The organism is Pseudoxanthomonas daejeonensis (assembly GCF_022637495.1).
GTDB classification, from domain to species: Bacteria; Pseudomonadota; Gammaproteobacteria; order Xanthomonadales; family Xanthomonadaceae; genus Pseudoxanthomonas; species Pseudoxanthomonas daejeonensis.
The window spans coordinates 2,579,583-2,594,902 of record NZ_CP093331.1; the positions used below are offsets into that span (position 1 = coordinate 2,579,583).

Below are 15,320 nucleotides of genomic sequence, written 5' to 3' on the forward strand. Positions count from 1 at the left end.
ACACGTCCGCAGCGCGGGGCTTGCGCGCTGTCTTTGCCCCGCCGGAACCGCTGCCCGGACCGCGTGGCGGACGGGAAAGTGCGTGACGGGGAGGGCCGGGGCGGGGCAGCGGCCCTCTGCGGCACTGCGCCGAAAAAGAAAGAGCGCGGACCTGGGGTCCGCGCTCCGGGGTGAACGGCGAGGGGAGAGAGGGGCTCGCAGTTCAGAACTTCAGGTTCTGCGCCCAGTAGGCCTCGATCTGCTTGACCAGCGCGTCGGGCAGCGGCACGTAGTCCAGCTGGCGTGCCTGCGCATCGCCGTTGGCATAGACCCACTTGAAGTAGTCGCGGGCGTTCTTCGCACCGGCCACGTTCTTGGGCTGCTTGTACATCAGGATGAAGTTGGTCGCGGTGATCGGCCAGGAGTTGTCGCCCGGGGCGTTGGTCATGACCAGGTAGAAATCCTTGGCCTTGGCCCAGTCGGCGCTCGCGGCGGCGGCGGCGAAGGTCTCGTCGTTGGGCTGCACGAACTTGCCGGCGGCGTTCTTCAGCGAAGCGTGGGCCAGCTTGTTCTGCAGCGCGTAGGAAAGTTCGACATAGCCGATGCCGCCCTTGATCTGCTTGACGTACGCGGCCACGCCCTCGTTGCCCTTGCCGCCGATGCCGGCCGGCCACTGGACCGAAGTGCCTTCGCCGACCTTCTCCTTCCACTCCGGGCTGACCTTGGACAGGTAGTTGGCGAAGTTGAAGGTGGTGCCGGAGCCGTCCGAACGGTGGACTACAGTGATCTTGGCGTCGGGCAGCGACAGGCCCGGGTTCAGTGCCGTGATCGCCGGGTCGTTCCACTTGGTGATCTTGCCGAGGAACACGTTGGCCAGGGTCGCGCCATCGAGCTTCAGCGCGCCCGGGGCGATGCCCTGCACGTTGAGGATCGGCACCACGCCGCCGATCACCGAGGGGAACTGGGCCAGGCCGTACTTGGCCAGCTCTTCCGGCTTGAGCGGGGCGTCGGAGGAGCCGAAGTCGACGGTGGCCGCCTTGATCTGGGCGATGCCGCCACCCGAACCGATCGACTGGTAGTTGACCTGCTTGCCGGTCGCGCCCTTGTAGTCGGACGACCACTTGGACATGACCGGGTAGATGAAAGACGCGCCTGCGCCGGTCACGTCGTTGGCGTGGGCGAGGGAAATCGAGGAAGCGGCCGCGATGAGCGCGGCGGCGACGCGGGTCTTGAACGTGGCGTTCACGGGAAAACTCCGTATGCAGCGGATGGGTGGTGGGCGGACGCAATCCCATCGCGTCCAGCGGCGGCCATTGCATAACCGGGCGATGACAGCACCGCGTAGCGCCGATGACCGGAATGTGACAGCGGATGCCGGGGCCGAAGGCGAGCCGCCCCGGCGTGGCGGCACGGCGCGGTCATCGTTCTGTCACGTGGTGGTCGCGCGCCTGTCAGACGGGAGTCGCAAGCTGCGCGGCGTTTAACGGGTGCTTCACGTTCCCAGCGGAACGGCGCGCCGTGCACGCAAACCACCACCACCGGAGAGTCCCATGCGTTATTCCTACCTCGCCGTCGCGCTCGCCGCGGCCCTCGGCACCATGACATTCGATGCCGCTGCCGCCGAAAGCGCCGAGCTGGCCGAACTGAAGGCGCAGCTGGCCGCGCTGCAGGAAAAGGTCGCCGAGCTCGAGACGCGCACCGATGCGCAGTCGGACATCAACGTCGGCACCCAGCAGAACATCGAGAACATCGCCGCGACCACGCCCAAGCTGGAGACCAAGGGCGGGATCAAGGTCACCTCGCCGGACAAGAAGTTCGAAGCCTCGATCGGCGGCCGCATCCACTTCGATGCCTACGCCTTCGATCGCGACATCGCCGCCACCACCGGGACCAGCGAGTTCCGCCGCGCCCGCCTCACCCTGGCCGGCAAGGCACTGGGCTGGGACTACAAGCTGGAGCAGGACTTCGCCGCCGGCACCAACCTGGACGGCCTGCGCGATGCCTACATCGCTACCGCGCTGTGGGGCGGCAAGGCAACGATCGGCCAGTTCAAGCCGTACCGCTCGATGGAGGAGCTCACCAGCTCCAACGAGATCCTGGTGATGGAGCGTCCGTTCGCCTCCGCGACCGGCCTGTTCAACGGCCGCCAGTTCCAGCAGGGCGTGGGTTACCAGAAGGCGGGCGAGAACTACACCGCCGGTTTCACGGTGTTCAACCTGCGCAGCGCGTCGGGCGTGCGCAACGAGGGCATGGGCGCCTCGGGCCGCGTGACCTGGGCGCCGATCAACAACGACAACGAGACCCTGCACTTCGGTGGCTGGGTCAGCCAGGAGAACAACAACCAGGGTTCGGCCGACCTGGTCGCCGTGGCCAACTACGCCGGCCGCCGCGGCCCGGCGCAGACCATCGCCACCACCAGCGGCGCCAGCCGCAACCAGGTGACCTCCTACGGCCTGGAGGCCGCCGGCGCGTTCGGCCCGCTGTTCTTCCAGGGCGAATACGTGAATGCGACCTTCGGCCAGCCCCTCACCGGCGACCAGGACATCACCACCTGGTACCTGCAGGGCAGCTGGCTGATCAACGGCGGGCACAAGGTGTACAAGGCGCCGACCGGCGTGTTCGGTTCGTCCAAGATCGACAAGGGCCTGTGGGAGCTGACCGCGCGCTACGACACCATCGAGAACAAGGACATCGCAAACCGCGAAGCGACCAGCGTGATCCTGGGCGTCAACTACTACGTCAATCCCAACCTGCGCTTCATGTTCAACTACACGCAGGGCGACAACGAGGTCAACGGCGACCAGACCGGCCAGTACGCGCTGCGCACGCAGTTCGCCTGGTAAGCGGCCTCGCCATGAGGTGACCGGACGCCCCGCGATCGCGGGGCGTCCTTTTTTTGCGGGCCGCACGCGTCCGCGCAGCGGATCACGATGCGCGATTGCGCCGATCGCCTGTCCCGCGCGCCGGCAACGTTTACCGCGCTGGATCGACGGGGGTCTTGTCCGGGAACCGGCACAGGCTGCGGATCACGCACTGCGGGCAATCGGGCTTGCGCGCCTTGCACACGTAGCGTCCGTGCAGGATCAGCCAGTGATGCGCGTCGTGGAGGAATTCGGCCGGAATCCGCTTGAGCAGGTGGTCCTCGACCGCGCGCACGTCCTTGCCCGGGGCCAGCCCGGTGCGGTTGGCGACGCGGAAGATGTGGGTATCGACGGCCATCGTCGGTTCGCCGAACGCGGTGTTGAGGACCACGTTGGCGGTCTTGCGGCCGACGCCGGGCAGCGCCTCCAGTGCCTCGCGCTCGCGCGGCACCTGGCCGCCGTGCTGGTCGACGAGTATCCGGCAGGTCGCGATGACGTTCCTGGCCTTGGCGTTGAACAGGCCGATGGTCGCGATGTGGCGCTTCAGTCCTTCCTCGCCCAGCGCGAGGATCGCCTGCGGCGTGTTGGCCACCGGATACAGCCGCCGGGTCGCCTTGTTCACGCCCACGTCGGTGGCCTGGGCGGACAGGATCACCGCGACCAGCAGTTCGAACGGAGTGCTGTACTCCAGTTCGGTGGTCGGATGCGGATCGAGTTCGCGCAGGCGCGTGAACATCTCCTGCACCTCGGCGCGGCTCATCAGCTTGACGCGTCGCGCGGCCGGCTTGCGCCCGGTGGCATTGCCCGTTGCGGCGGTGGAGGCCTTGCCCGATGCAGGCTTTCTCGCGCGGCCGCGAGGGGACGGCGTCTTCATCCGTCCCCACGCCCAGCGGCCCGTGCGCGTGCACGCGCCAGCGCGGCGGCGGCGGCGGCCGGCAAGGCCTGTTTGGCGGCAGCCGGTGCCGGTGCAACGGCTGCAGCCACCCCTGCCGCCGAGGGCGCGCGACGTTCGTCCCGTTCTGCAGCGCGGCGCGCCAGGCGGAGCTCGCGCGCCCGGTACCGTTCGCGGGCCGCCCAGGCGGTATGCAACTGCTGCTGCATCGTCCGGATGGGGGCGTCCATCGCGTCCTCCGACGCTGCGTATTCCATCAGCCCGGCCCGCAGCGCGGAGTCGACATCGCCGGCCTGCAGCGACGCCAGCAGCCGTGCCTGCAAGCTCGAGTGGGGTGCCTGGGTGCCGGACGTGCGGGCCATGGAGTCTTTCCGTGGGCCGAAGTCAGCGGTTGTGGAACTGCGGCTTGCGCTTGTCGAGGAACGCGGTCGTGCCTTCGCGCATGTCCTCGCTGGCGAACAGCAGGGCGAACTGCGCGCTCTCGAACTGCAGCCCTTCCTCCAGCCCGCATTCGCCGCCGAGCACGATCGCGTCGAGCACGCCGCGCAATGCCAGTGGCGCGGCCGCCGCCAGCTGGGCAGCGAGCTTCATCGTCTCGGCTTCCAGGTCGGCCGCCGGCACGACCCGGTTGACCAGGCCCAGCTGCAGCGCACGCGCCGCGTCCACCGGTGCGCCGGTCAGGCACAGTTCCAGCGCCGCGGCGCGGCCGGCCAGCCGCAGCAGGCGCTGGGTCCCGCCGAAGCCGGGGATCAGGCCCAGGTTCACCTCCGGCTGGCCCAGGCGCGCGCTGTCCGCGGCGATGCGCAGGTGGCAGGCCATGGCCAGTTCCAGCCCTCCGCCCAGTGCGTAGCCGTTCACCATTGCGACGACGGGTTTGGGCAAGCGCTCGATCCTGCGCATCAGGCGCTGGCCGAGCAGGGAGAACTCCCGGCCCTCGATTGCGGTCAGCGCATTCATCTCGGCGATGTCGGCGCCGGCGACGAAGGCCTTCGCGCCGCTGCCGGTGAGCACCACGGCCCGGACCTGCGGGTCGTTGGCGGCGCTGGCGAACGCGTCGTCGAGCGCCTGCAGGGTCTGCCGGTTGAGGGCATTGAGCTTGTCGGGCCGGTCGACGGTGAGGGTGCGGACGCCGTCCGTGTCGCGGCTGAGGACGGGGGTGGCCGTCATGGGCAGGGCTCCTGGTCGGGAATGTGAAGGCCGGCGCGGGAACTTCCCGACCGGGGGCTGGTCCGAAGCCCTGACCCGCGCTGGCGGGCCGCCGATGCGGCGGCTATCCTAGCGCGTCCGTTACTGCCGGGATCTGCCCGGCGTCCCCTTTCCCGGAGAACGATCCAGATGAAGTTGCGTCCTATCGCTGTCGCCATCGCGGCCCTGGCCCTGGCCGGCAGCGCCTTCGCCCAGGACACCACGTCCGAGAAGGGCAAGCTGAGCTACTACTTCGGCTACGACTACGGCAACAACCTGGCCGAGCTGGTCGAGCGCGGCGAGCAGATCGACTCCGCTTCGGTGGTCAAGGGCGTGCAGGACGCGCTGGCCAAGAAGCAGCCGGTGATCAATGCCGAGCAGCTGAAGCCGGCGCTGGAAGCGTTCCAGAAGCGCGAGCAGGCCCGGGCGCAGCAGGCCAAGGCGCAGTACGACAAGGCCGCCGCCGAGAACAAGACCAAGTCCGACCAGTTCCTGGCCCAGAACAAGGCCAAGGCCGGCGTGCAGACCCTGGCCAGCGGCGTGCAGTACCGCATCATCGAAGTGGGCAAGGGCGCCAAGCCGACCCAGGCCAGCACCGTGCAGCTTGAAGTCGCCGGCCCGTTCCCGTTCGGCCAGCGTCCGGAGCAGCCGCGTCCGGCGCAGCAGATCCCGAGCATCAAGGTCAGCGACGTCGAGATGGCCGCCATGCGCGAAGTGCTGCTGCAGATGCCGGCCGGTTCCAAGTGGGAAGTGGCGTTGCCGTCGGACAAGGCCTACGGCGCCGATCCGCGGACGCCGTTCCCGCCGAACGTGGCGGTGGTGTTCGAGATCAAGCTGGTCGCGATCAAGTAAGTAGTCGCCACAGCGTCGTCCTTCTGCGCCGGCTCGATGCCGGCGCAGTCGTTTCTACCGGATGCGTTCTGCAGGAAGCGTTCCGCGGTACGCTTCCCCCCACATGTGCGGACCTGCGTGCTGTCCATCGTCTTCCCTGATTCCCGCGCCGCCTCGCCCGCGCCGGCCAGCCCCTGCGTGCGGGTGTGCCGGCTCGACGCCGACGGCCTGTGCACGGGCTGCCTGCGCACCGGCGACGAGATCGGGCAGTGGTCGCGGATGGACGACTCCGAGCGGCGGCGGATGATGGCGACCGTCCTGTCCGACCGCGAGCGCGCGCGTTTCCGTTTCCTCGAACAGCTGCAGGAAGGCGAGCGCCTGCGCGAGGTGCTGTATCCGTTGCGGCAACCGCCCGCGGGCGACGGCTGGAACCGTTCCGAACTCGACGACCTGTTGCCGGGTAGCGAGGCGCTGGCCGAAGCGGCGGTGCTGGTCGGGCTGGTCCCGCGCGGCGCGGCGGGCACGCAGGTGCTGCTGACCCGGCGCACCGATGCGCTGCGCCACCACGCGGGCCAGGTGAGCTTTCCCGGCGGCCGGGTGGAGCGCGAGGATGCCGGCGTGCTCGGGGCCGCGCTGCGCGAGAGCCATGAAGAGATCGCGCTGGAGGTTTCCCAGGTGGCGCCGCTGGGCTTCCTCGACCCGTTCCTGACGATCAGCGGCTTCCGGGTGACCCCGGTGGTCGCGGTGATCGATCCGGACTACGTCCCGCGCCCGCATCCGGGCGAAGTGGCCGAAGTCTTCGAGGTGCCGTTCGAGTTCCTGATGTCGGCCGCGCACCTGCACCAGGTCGAGATGGAATTCCGCGGCCGCCGCCGCAGCGTGCTCGAATACGACTGGCCCGGGCAGCGGATCTGGGGCGCGACCGCGGCCATCCTCTACAACCTGCGACGACGGCTGGAGCAAGGCACATGACGGATGCGAGCTGGAACACGCTGGTCTCGGTGGACGCGTTGGCCGCGGCGCTGGGTGATCCGGGGCTGCGCCTGTTCGACGCGCGTGCCGTCGCCGCGATCACGCCCGGCGGGCCGGATCCGGCGAAGCTCTATGCGCATTCGCACCTGCCGGGCGCGCAGTACGCCGACCTGGACCGCGACCTGTCCGACCATTCGATCACCGGGCAGGGCAGGCACCCGCTGCCGCAGGCGGAAGCGCTCGCGCGCCGCCTCGGCGAATGGGGCGTCGCCCCGCACCACCAGGTCGTCTTCTACGACGCAGGCGATGGCAGCATGGCGGCCGCGCGCGGTTGGTGGCTGCTGAAGCTGATGGGCCACGAGCGCGTGGCCGTCCTCGATGGTGGGCTGGCCGCCTGGCGCGCTGCGGGCCTGGCGGAGACGGCGACCGTCGAAATGCCGCAAGCCTTGCGGCCATATCCGACCTCAGGTTTCGACCGCGGTCGCATCGCGGGGGCCGAGGAGGTGGTGTCGCGGCTGGGCGAGGCGCCGGGCTGGCTGATCGATGCGCGCGGTGGCGAACGCTTCCGTGGCGAGGTGGAGCCGATCGATCCGGTGGCTGGGCATGTGCCCGGCGCGATCAACCGCCCGTTCGCGCAGAACCTGCACGAGGGGCGCTTCCGTTCGGCCGAAGCGCTGCGCGCGGAGCTGCTGCCGCTGCTGCACGGACGCGCCGCGAGCGACGCCGTGCTGATGTGCGGTTCCGGGGTGACTGCGTGCCACCTGCTGCTGGCGATGGAACATGCCGGACTGCCGGGGGGCAAGGTGTATGCCGGCTCGTGGAGCGGCTGGATCTCCGATCCGTCGCGCCCGGTGGTGACCGGCGGCGCCTAGGTTCCGCAGGCGGCGCCAAGCGTCGCGCGTCTCACTTGCCGAGCTTGGCCATCAGGGCGCGCAGTCCCGCCTGGGTATCCGCTTCGTACCAGCCGTCGACGAAGCGGTCCAGGTGCAGGTGTTCCGGATCCAGCGCCTGCACCAGGTCGGCACGGGCCAGTGCGCGGGTCTGCAGCATCGGTGCGCGCGGCAGCCGCAGCAGGTCCTGCAGCCAGAGGATCGCGCGCGGCACCACGTCGTCGATCCCGGCCAGTTCGTCCACCAGCCCGATCTTCAAGGCCTCTTCGGCCGCGACCATGCTGCCGGCCACCAGCAGCCGCTCGGCGCGATGCCGGCCGACCACGCGTCGCATCAGCTGTTGCGCGCCGTCAGGTACGGCCAGGCCCACCTGGGTCTCGTTCATGCCCAGCGCATAGGGTTTGGCGGGATCGGTCGAGCGCGCCATCACCCGGTAGTCGCAGCACAGCGACAGCACGCAACCGCCGGCAGGCGCATGCCCGGTGATCGCCGCGACCACCGGGATGCGCAGTCCGGCCAGCGCACGTGCCGCACCGAAGAACGCGCCCCAGGCTGCCCGCAATGCGTGCCGGTCTTCGCCCAGCGACATCAGGTGTGGCACGTCGAGTCCGGCCGAAAACATGCCGGGCGCACCCGAAAGCACCACCGCATCGGCATCGCCGGCGACGGCGGCATCCAGCGCTGCGATGAGGGCGCGGCACAGGGCCGGGTCGAGCGCATTGGCTGGCGGGCGGGCCAGGCGCAGTTCGCGGATGCGGCCGTGGTCCAGGATCTGTACGTGCGTGGTCATGTCCCGTCCAGTGAAGCGTCGAAGATGGCCGTTATCATAGGCGCATGCATATCCGACCCCCGCTGTCCGCGTTCGCGCTCGTGCTGCTGGCCATGCAGGCCGCGTCCGCGGCGACGCCCGTGCCGGCAGATCCTGCCTGTCTGTCCCTGGAGGACGGCTGGATCCGCATGCCGCCCGCGCCGCGTCCGATGCTCGCCGGCTTTGGTCGCATCGAGAACAGATGCGCCACCGGGCAGGCGCTGGTCGCGGTCCGCAGTCCCCGCTTCGGCGAAGTGTCGCTGCACGAGACGCGCCTGGTCGACGGGGTCAGCCGCATGCGCGAGATCGAACGGCTGCCGGTCGCCGCCGGGGCCGAAGCCGTGCTGCAACCGGGCGGGCTGCACCTGATGCTGATGCAACCCGATGCCGCGCTGGCCGAGGGCGAGCGCGTGCCGCTGGTGCTGGTGCTGGAAGGCGGGCGCGAAGTGCCCGCCACGCTGACGGTGCGCAAGGCCGCGCCCTAGCGGCGCGGATCAGGTCGAGGCGTTGCGGATTGCTTCGGGAAGCGGCGCGCTCTTGCCGGTCTGCGTGTCCATCCAGACCACGACGACATTGCCGTCCGAATAAAGCACGCTGTCATCCTTCAGGTCGACGATGCGATGGCCGATGGTCACGCTGCTGCCGCCGAGCCGGTCGACGTAGAGCTCGACCATGACGTCGTGCGGCCAGGTCAGCGGGCGCTTGTAGTTGATGTTGTTGGCCGCGACCACCGGCGCGATGCGATCGGTCATCGACACGCCGGGCACCGTCAGCATCCAGCGCACGCGTGCCTCTTCCAGGTAGGCGATGTACTTGGCGTTGTTGACGTGGCCCATGCTGTCCATGTCGCGCCAGCGCACGCTGATCGGGATGCGGGCCAGTACTTTGCGCGGATCCTGCGCCTGCGCGGTGTCGCTCATCGGGAGGCCTTCTTCTTGGTCGCGTTCTTGCGCGGGGGCAGCACGGCGGGACGGGGCGTCGCGGCGGGCTTGCTGCCGCGCGGCGCCTTGCCCGCGGGCAGCAACTTGGACAGGAAGCGGCCGGTGTGCGAACCGCTGTTGGCCGCGATGTCCTCCGGCGTGCCGGTACCGACGATCTGGCCGCCGCGATGCCCGCCCTCGGGGCCCAGGTCCACGACCCAGTCGGCGGTCTTGATCACGTCCAGGTTGTGCTCGATCACCACCACGGTGTTGCCCTCGTCGCGCAGGCGGTGCAGCACGCCGAGCAGGTGCTCGATATCGTGGAAGTGCAGGCCGGTGGTCGGCTCGTCGAGGATGTAGAGCGTGCGCCCGGTGTCGCGCCGCGACAGTTCCTTGGACAGCTTCACCCGCTGTGCCTCACCGCCCGACAGCGTGGTCGCGCTCTGGCCGAGCTTGACGTAGCTCAGGCCCACGTCGACCAGGGTTTCCAGCTTGCGAGCGATCGCCGGCACCGGCTGGAACAGCTTCAGCGCGTCCTCGACGGTCATGTCGAGCACGTCGTGGATGCTGTGGCCCTTGTAAAGGATGTCCAGGGTTTCGCGGTTGTAGCGCTTGCCATGGCACACGTCGCAAGGCACGTACACGTCCGGCAGGAAGTGCATCTCCACCTTGATCAGGCCATCGCCCTGGCAGGCCTCGCAGCGTCCACCGCGCACGTTGAAGCTGAAGCGGCCGGGCGAGTAGCCGCGGGCGCGCGCCTCGGGCACCTGCGCATAGAGCTCGCGCAGCGGCGTGAACAGGCCGGTGTAGGTGGCGGGGTTGGAGCGCGGCGTGCGACCGATCGGCGACTGGTCGATGTCCACGACCTTGTCGAACAGGTCCAGGCCCTCGACTTCCCGGTACGGCGCGGCCTGGTGCGAGGCGCCGTTGATCTCGTTGGCGGCCAGCGCGTACAGGGTGTCGTTGATCAGGGTCGACTTGCCCGAACCCGACACGCCGGTGATGCAGGTCATCAACCCGGCCGGGATGTCCAGGTCCACGCCCTTGAGGTTGTTGCCGGTGGCCCCGCGCAGGTGCAGGGTCATCTTCGGGTTCGCCTTGTGCCGCTTGGCCGGCACCTCGATCTGGCGCTTGCCCGACAGGTACTGGCCGGTGATCGAGCGCGGCGCCTTGAGGATGTCCTGCAGCGTGCCTTCGCCGACGATCTCGCCGCCGTGCACGCCGGCGCCGGGCCCGATGTCGAGCACGTGGTCGGCGATCCGGATCGCGTCCTCGTCGTGCTCGACCACGATCACCGTGTTGCCGAGGTCACGCAGCCGGGTCAGCGTGCCGAGCAGGCGCTCGTTGTCGCGCTGGTGCAGGCCGATCGAGGGTTCGTCGAGCACGTACATGACGCCGACCAGGCCGGCGCCGATCTGGCTGGCCAGGCGGATGCGCTGTGCCTCGCCGCCGGAAAGGGTGTCGGCCTTGCGTTCCAAGGTCAGGTAATCGAGGCCGACATCGACCAGGAAGCCGAGCCGTTCGTTGATCTCCTTGACGATCTTGGTCGCGATCTCGCCGCGCCATCCGGCGAGGTTGAGCGACCGGAAGAAGGTCAGGGCCTCGTCGATGGGCAGCACCACCAGGGATGGAAGCGGCTTGTCGGCGACGAAGACGTTGCGCGCGGCGCGGTTCAGGCGCGCGCCACCGCAGTCCGGGCATGCGCGCTCGCTGATGTACTTGCCCAGTTCTTCCTGGACCGCGGCCGACTCGGTCTCGCGGTAACGGCGTTCCAGGTTGTTGATGATGCCCTCGAAGCGGTGCTTGCGCTGGGCGCGGCCGCCGCTTTCGGTGAGGTAGGTGAAGCCGATCACTTCCTCTCCGCTGCCGTAGAGCACCGCCTGCCGCACCGCGTCGGGCAGGCCCTGCCACGGGGTGTCGACGTCGAAGCGGTAGTGCTTGGCCAGCGAGGTGATCAGCTGGAAATAGTAGGCGTTGCGACGGTCCCAGCCGCGCACGGCGCCCGCGGCCAGCGACAGCTCCGGGTGCGCGACCACGCGCGCCGGATCGAAGAACTCGGCCATGCCCAATCCGTCGCAGGACGGGCACGCGCCCATCGGCGCGTTGAACGAGAACAGGCGCGGCTCGAGCTCGGGCAGCGAGTAGTCGCAGACCGGGCAGGAATACTTGGACGAGAACAGCTGCGGCGGCGCGGCGGCATCGTCCAGCGACATCACCATCGCCATGCCGTCGCCGAGCTTGAGTGCGGTCTCGAACGATTCGGCCAGTCGCTGCCGGATGTCCTCGCGTGGGCGGAACCGGTCGACCACCGCCTCGATGGTGTGCTTCTGCCGCAGCGCCAGGGCTGGTACCGCATCGATTTCGTGCAGATCGCCGTTGACCCGCACGCGGACGAAGCCCTGCGCGCGCAGTTGCTCGAAGACCTGGGCGTGCTCGCCCTTGCGGTCGCGCACGACCGGCGCAAGCAGCATCCAGCGCTGCTCGCGGGTTTCTTCGGATTCGCCCAGCGCCAGCACCTGGTCGACCATCTGGCCGACGGTCTGCGCTTCGAGCGGATAGCCGTGGTCCGGGCAGCGTGGCATGCCCACCCGCGCGTAGAGCAGGCGCAGGTAGTCGTAGATCTCGGTGATCGTGCCGACCGTGGAGCGCGGGTTGTGCGAGGTCGACTTCTGCTCGATCGAGATCGCCGGCGACAGGCCTTCGATGTGATCGACGTCGGGCTTCTCCATCACGCTGAGGAACTGCCGGGCGTAGGCCGAAAGCGATTCGACGTAGCGGCGCTGGCCTTCGGCGTAGATGGTGTCGAAGGCCAGCGAGGACTTGCCCGATCCGGACAGGCCGGTGATCACGATCAGCTTGTCGCGCGGCAGATCGAGGTCGATGTTCTTGAGGTTGTGTGTGCGAGCTCCGCGGATGCGGATCGTGTCCATCGCCATCGGGCAGGGGGTCCGTTGGTAGGCTGGGGGAAGGCCAATCAGTCAGCCTACCGGCCTGCCGATTTGGGGGCAATTCCCCGGATACCCAACCGCCGCTGCCAGCCCCAGGCGCATTCCGGTTCAGGTGCGGTCGGCGGCTTCGACTCGCGTCGAGACAGGGTGATCGCCCCCACGGCGCCACCGCGAATTCGAGGCTGAACGAGCGCGGCGCCCCCGGCCCGGGCCAGGGCGGCGGCCCGGCGGCGGCCCGTGGTCGACCGGCGGCTGCCGTGCACCTCGCCCGGACCACCTGAGCCGTGGGGCGATCCGGTCGCGCCCGTCCACTTGGCCGGGCACGACTTGGCCGGGCACGACTGCCTGCTCCGGACCGGACGATCGGTCATCAGGATGCCGGAGTGTCCGGCCCTGGATGGGCGGACCTCCGAAATCCGCGTCCAGCGCAGCTTCGGGAGCGGCCACGGAGAGGCGCCGCGCGACGCCGCTCTGGCCGGCCCTGGGGGCGTGCACATGGGAGAGGGGGCTGGTCGCACCGCTGCCGGACTGCCCGGTCCCGACCAGCGGCATCCATGCGGTGATCCGGACCGGCGGCCGGGTCCGCCCCGGGTCCGGGGCCTTCGTCGACTACCTGGCCGCAGGGCTGGATCCGGCGCCTTGGGCGCCCGGCTGAACCGGTGGCCGGTGGGGGGAGGGGCCGGTTGCGCGTAACCGGCTGAATTCCCTATAATCCCGCTCCTGTCTGCCCTCGATGGCAGGCGGCGACCATAATAACTACAGAGGAATACCTGGTCATGTACGCAGTTCTGGTAACCGGCGGTAAGCAATACCGCGTGGCGCAGGGCGAAACGCTCCGCGTCGAGAAGCTCGAGGCCGAAGTCGGCAACGAGATCAAGTTCGACAGCGTCCTGCTGCTCGGCGACAGCGATGGCATCAAGGTCGGCGACGCGCTCAATGGCGCCAGCGTGACCGCCAAGGTCGTCGGCCACGGCCGCGGCGACAAGGTCCGCATCATCAAGTTCCGCCGCCGCAAGCACCACATGAAGCGGCAGGGCCATCGCCAGTACTACACCGAAATCGAGATCACCGGCATTGCCGGTGGCGACAGCAAGTAAGGAGAAGCAGTCATGGCACATAAAAAGGCTGGTGGTTCTACCCGCAACGGCCGCGACTCCAACCCGAAGTACCTGGGCGTCAAGATTTTTGGCGGACAGGTCGTCGAAGCCGGCAACATCATCGTCCGTCAGCGTGGCACCCAGTTCCATCCGGGCGCCGGCGTCGGCCTGGGTCGTGACCACACCCTGTTCGCGCTGGTCGACGGCAAGGTCGAGTTCGGCACCAAGGGTGCGGCCAAGCGTCGTACGGTCAGCGTCGTCGCTGAAGCCTGATTCCGTGCCGCGCCTGGCGCGGCACCTTCAAGGCGGATGAGACGCAGGGAAAGCCCCGCTCCGGCGGGGCTTTCCGTTTCCAGGCGCACGGTGCGCCTGCCCCCCCGACCCGGGGCCGCGCTTCCGCGCCGCGCCGGTAGACTGTGCCGGCCACCGGCAATCCTTTCCTTTCCGGTTCCGTGCCCATGAAACTCGTCGACGAAGCAGAAATCGATGTCATCGCCGGCAATGGCGGTAACGGCTGCATTGGCTTCCGCCGCGAGAAGTTCATCCCGCTGGGCGGTCCCGACGGCGGCGATGGCGGCGGCGGTGGCAGCGTCTGGCTGGTCGCCGACGAGAACCTCAACACCCTGGTCGACTTCCGTCACGAGCGCATCTTCAAGGCGCAGCGCGGCGAGAACGGCATGGGTCGGCAGATGTACGGAAAGGGCGGCGACGACAAGATCGTCAAGGTACCGGTCGGCACCGTCATCACCAATGTCGACACCGACGAGGTGATCGGCGACCTCACCCGGCATGGCGACCGCCTGCTGGTGGCCCGCGGCGGCAAGGGCGGCCTGGGCAACATGCATTTCAAGAGCTCGATCAACCGGTCGCCGCGCCAGGCCACGCCGGGCGAACCGGGCGAAGAGCGCCTGCTGAAGCTGGAGCTGAAGCTGCTGGCTGACGTCGGGCTGCTCGGTTTCCCGAACGCGGGCAAGAGCACCTTCATCCGTGCCGTGTCCGCGGCCACGCCCAAGGTGGCTGACTATCCGTTCACCACGCTCTATCCGAACCTGGGCGTGGTCAGCGTCGAGATGCACCGCAGCTTCGTCATCGCCGACATCCCGGGTTTGATCGAGGGGGCGGCGGATGGTGCTGGGCTGGGCGCGCAGTTCCTGCGCCACCTGCAGCGCACCCACCTGCTGCTGCACCTTGTCGACATCGTGCCGATGGAGGGCGGGGTCGAGGGCGTTTCGCCGGCCGAGCAGGTCCGCGCGATCGAGCGCGAGCTGGGCAAGCACGACCCTGAGCTGCTGGCCAAGCCGCGCTGGCTGGTGCTCAACAAGGCCGACCTGATGTTCGAGGACGAGGCCGCCGAGCGTGCCGCGCAGATCGTGGCGGAACTGGGCTGGGACCAGCCGTGGTTCCTGGTCTCGGCGCTGGGCCGCGAGGGCACCTGGCCGATCATGCTCGAGGTGATGTCCTTCCTCGACCGGCAGCGCATCGCCGAGGCGGAAGCGCGCGAAGATGCCGCAGGCTGAGTATCTGGCGGGAACGACAAAAAACCCGGCCGAAGCCGGGTTTTTCGTTGCGCGCATTCGCCGCCTGGACGGTCCGGCCGCGGGGCCGGGGACCGTCGCGTCGGGATCAGGCGACCTTGAGCGCCTTGATGCGGGCGGTCAGGCGGCTCTTGTGGCGGGCAGCCTTGTTCTTGTGGATCAGGCCACGCGAGCTGAAACGGTCCAGGATCGGCTGCGCGGTGGCGAAGGCGGCTTCGGCGCCGGGGGCGTCGTTGGCGTCCAGGGCCTTCAGGACCTTCTTGACGGCGGTACGGAGCTGCGAACGCTGGGCAGCGTTGCGCGCGTTGCGCACGACGGTCTGCTTGGCGCGCTTCTTGGCGGACTTGATATTGGCCACGGCGGTGGATTCCTGAAAAACTGTTGCGGATACGGTGTGGGATA

General features: G+C 69.0%; 16 protein-coding genes. 8 read left to right on the forward strand and 8 right to left on the reverse strand.

The annotated features are described in order from the left end of the window. Positions 1-202 precede the first annotated feature (202 nt). Complete coding sequence (gene pstS / locus MNQ95_RS11535; protein WP_241952954.1) at positions 203-1,225, reverse strand: phosphate ABC transporter substrate-binding protein PstS; 1,023 nt, start codon at positions 1,223-1,225, stop codon at positions 203-205. 304 nt (positions 1,226-1,529) lie between these two features. On the opposite strand from pstS, the gene MNQ95_RS11540 reads away from it, so the two are divergent. After that, the gene (locus MNQ95_RS11540; protein WP_241952955.1) at positions 1,530-2,822 is read left to right on the forward strand and encodes an OprO/OprP family phosphate-selective porin; all 1,293 of its coding nucleotides are present in this window, start codon (positions 1,530-1,532) and stop codon (positions 2,820-2,822) included. A 130-nt stretch (positions 2,823-2,952) separates the two neighbouring features. Here MNQ95_RS11540 and nth read toward each other — a convergent pair whose 3' ends face one another. The 3 genes from nth to MNQ95_RS11555 form a co-directional block, all read right to left on the reverse strand. Continuing rightward, positions 2,953-3,600: an endonuclease III gene (gene nth, locus MNQ95_RS11545; RefSeq protein WP_238390373.1), complete on the reverse strand. Its 648-nt coding sequence runs from the start codon at positions 3,598-3,600 to the stop codon at positions 2,953-2,955. A 110-nt stretch (positions 3,601-3,710) separates the two neighbouring features. Further along, a complete protein-coding gene (locus MNQ95_RS11550) occupies positions 3,711-4,094 on the reverse strand; it encodes a hypothetical protein (protein ID WP_238390371.1) in 384 nt (127 codons plus the stop codon). Positions 4,095-4,116: 22 nt separating this feature from the next. Then, positions 4,117-4,899, reverse strand: coding sequence for an enoyl-CoA hydratase/isomerase family protein (locus tag MNQ95_RS11555; protein ID WP_241952956.1), 783 nt, complete (start codon positions 4,897-4,899; stop codon positions 4,117-4,119). Positions 4,900-5,067: 168 nt separating this feature from the next. On the opposite strand from MNQ95_RS11555, the gene MNQ95_RS11560 reads away from it, so the two are divergent. The 3 genes from MNQ95_RS11560 (at position 5,068) to MNQ95_RS11570 (ending at position 7,592) form a co-directional block, all read left to right on the forward strand. Then, on the forward strand, positions 5,068-5,769 hold the full coding sequence (locus MNQ95_RS11560; protein ID WP_162410731.1) for an FKBP-type peptidyl-prolyl cis-trans isomerase N-terminal domain-containing protein: 702 nt from the start codon (positions 5,068-5,070) through the stop codon (positions 5,767-5,769). 117 nt (positions 5,770-5,886) lie between these two features. Continuing rightward, complete coding sequence (locus MNQ95_RS11565) at positions 5,887-6,720, forward strand: CoA pyrophosphatase (RefSeq protein ID WP_241952957.1); 834 nt, start codon at positions 5,887-5,889, stop codon at positions 6,718-6,720. Continuing rightward, complete coding sequence (locus MNQ95_RS11570; RefSeq protein WP_241952958.1) at positions 6,717-7,592, forward strand: sulfurtransferase; 876 nt, start codon at positions 6,717-6,719, stop codon at positions 7,590-7,592. Before MNQ95_RS11565 ends, MNQ95_RS11570 begins: the two co-directional genes overlap by 4 nt. Before the next feature lie 31 nt (positions 7,593-7,623). Here the strand turns inward: MNQ95_RS11570 and MNQ95_RS11575 are convergent, their stop codons facing one another. Continuing rightward, a complete protein-coding gene (locus tag MNQ95_RS11575) occupies positions 7,624-8,400 on the reverse strand; it encodes an enoyl-CoA hydratase/isomerase family protein (protein ID WP_241952959.1) in 777 nt (258 codons plus the stop codon). 44 nt (positions 8,401-8,444) lie between these two features. Between MNQ95_RS11575 and MNQ95_RS11580 the strand changes: the two genes are divergently transcribed. Further along, complete coding sequence (locus tag MNQ95_RS11580) at positions 8,445-8,903, forward strand: copper chaperone PCu(A)C (protein WP_241952960.1); 459 nt, start codon at positions 8,445-8,447, stop codon at positions 8,901-8,903. Between the two features lie 9 nt (positions 8,904-8,912). Here the strand turns inward: MNQ95_RS11580 and MNQ95_RS11585 are convergent, their stop codons facing one another. Both MNQ95_RS11585 and uvrA read right to left on the reverse strand, forming a co-directional pair. Beyond that, positions 8,913-9,338, reverse strand: a complete 426-nt coding sequence (locus tag MNQ95_RS11585) for an acyl-CoA thioesterase (RefSeq protein ID WP_241952961.1) — start codon at positions 9,336-9,338, stop codon at positions 8,913-8,915. Next, positions 9,335-12,274, reverse strand: coding sequence for an excinuclease ABC subunit UvrA (gene uvrA / locus MNQ95_RS11590; RefSeq protein WP_241952962.1), 2,940 nt, complete (start codon positions 12,272-12,274; stop codon positions 9,335-9,337). Before uvrA ends, MNQ95_RS11585 begins: the two co-directional genes overlap by 4 nt. A gap of 788 nt (positions 12,275-13,062) precedes the next feature. Here uvrA and rplU point away from each other — a divergent pair. From rplU to obgE, 3 genes are all read left to right on the forward strand, one after another. Next, positions 13,063-13,383 (forward strand): 50S ribosomal protein L21, encoded by a 321-nt coding sequence (gene rplU / locus MNQ95_RS11595; protein WP_162410724.1) that lies wholly within the window; start codon positions 13,063-13,065, stop codon positions 13,381-13,383. Between the two features lie 12 nt (positions 13,384-13,395). Beyond that, positions 13,396-13,656 carry a 50S ribosomal protein L27 gene (rpmA, locus tag MNQ95_RS11600; RefSeq protein WP_162410723.1) on the forward strand — a complete coding sequence of 87 codons (261 nt, stop codon included), beginning with the start codon at positions 13,396-13,398 and terminating at the stop codon, positions 13,654-13,656. Between the two features lie 185 nt (positions 13,657-13,841). Further along, positions 13,842-14,900 carry a GTPase ObgE gene (gene obgE, locus MNQ95_RS11605; protein WP_162410722.1) on the forward strand — a complete coding sequence of 353 codons (1,059 nt, stop codon included), beginning with the start codon at positions 13,842-13,844 and terminating at the stop codon, positions 14,898-14,900. A gap of 106 nt (positions 14,901-15,006) precedes the next feature. Here the strand turns inward: obgE and rpsT are convergent, their stop codons facing one another. Continuing rightward, positions 15,007-15,276 carry a 30S ribosomal protein S20 gene (gene rpsT, locus MNQ95_RS11610; protein WP_162410721.1) on the reverse strand — a complete coding sequence of 90 codons (270 nt, stop codon included), beginning with the start codon at positions 15,274-15,276 and terminating at the stop codon, positions 15,007-15,009. Positions 15,277-15,320: the final 44 nt, after the last annotated feature.

What these genes read in the sequence shown, in the direction of transcription:
- MNQ95_RS11540 (WP_241952955.1), top strand. Translation starts at nt 1,530, where the DNA reads ATGCGTTATTCCTACCTCGCCGTCGCGCTCGCCGCGGCCCTCGGCACC.
- nth (WP_238390373.1), bottom strand. Translation starts at nt 3,600, where the DNA reads ATGAGCCGCGCCGAGGTGCAGGAGATGTTCACGCGCCTGCGCGAACTC.
- MNQ95_RS11550 (WP_238390371.1), bottom strand. Translation starts at nt 4,094, where the DNA reads ATGGCCCGCACGTCCGGCACCCAGGCACCCCACTCGAGCTTGCAGGCA.
- MNQ95_RS11555 (WP_241952956.1), bottom strand. Translation starts at nt 4,899, where the DNA reads ATGACGGCCACCCCCGTCCTCAGCCGCGACACGGACGGCGTCCGCACC.
- MNQ95_RS11560 (WP_162410731.1), top strand. Translation starts at nt 5,068, where the DNA reads ATGAAGTTGCGTCCTATCGCTGTCGCCATCGCGGCCCTGGCCCTGGCC.
- MNQ95_RS11570 (WP_241952958.1), top strand. Translation starts at nt 6,717, where the DNA reads ATGACGGATGCGAGCTGGAACACGCTGGTCTCGGTGGACGCGTTGGCC.
- MNQ95_RS11575 (WP_241952959.1), bottom strand. Translation starts at nt 8,400, where the DNA reads ATGACCACGCACGTACAGATCCTGGACCACGGCCGCATCCGCGAACTG.
- MNQ95_RS11580 (WP_241952960.1), top strand. Translation starts at nt 8,445, where the DNA reads ATGCATATCCGACCCCCGCTGTCCGCGTTCGCGCTCGTGCTGCTGGCC.
- MNQ95_RS11585 (WP_241952961.1), bottom strand. Translation starts at nt 9,338, where the DNA reads ATGAGCGACACCGCGCAGGCGCAGGATCCGCGCAAAGTACTGGCCCGC.
- uvrA (WP_241952962.1), bottom strand. Translation starts at nt 12,274, where the DNA reads ATGGCGATGGACACGATCCGCATCCGCGGAGCTCGCACACACAACCTC.
- rplU (WP_162410724.1), top strand. Translation starts at nt 13,063, where the DNA reads ATGTACGCAGTTCTGGTAACCGGCGGTAAGCAATACCGCGTGGCGCAG.
- rpmA (WP_162410723.1), top strand. Translation starts at nt 13,396, where the DNA reads ATGGCACATAAAAAGGCTGGTGGTTCTACCCGCAACGGCCGCGACTCC.
- obgE (WP_162410722.1), top strand. Translation starts at nt 13,842, where the DNA reads ATGAAACTCGTCGACGAAGCAGAAATCGATGTCATCGCCGGCAATGGC.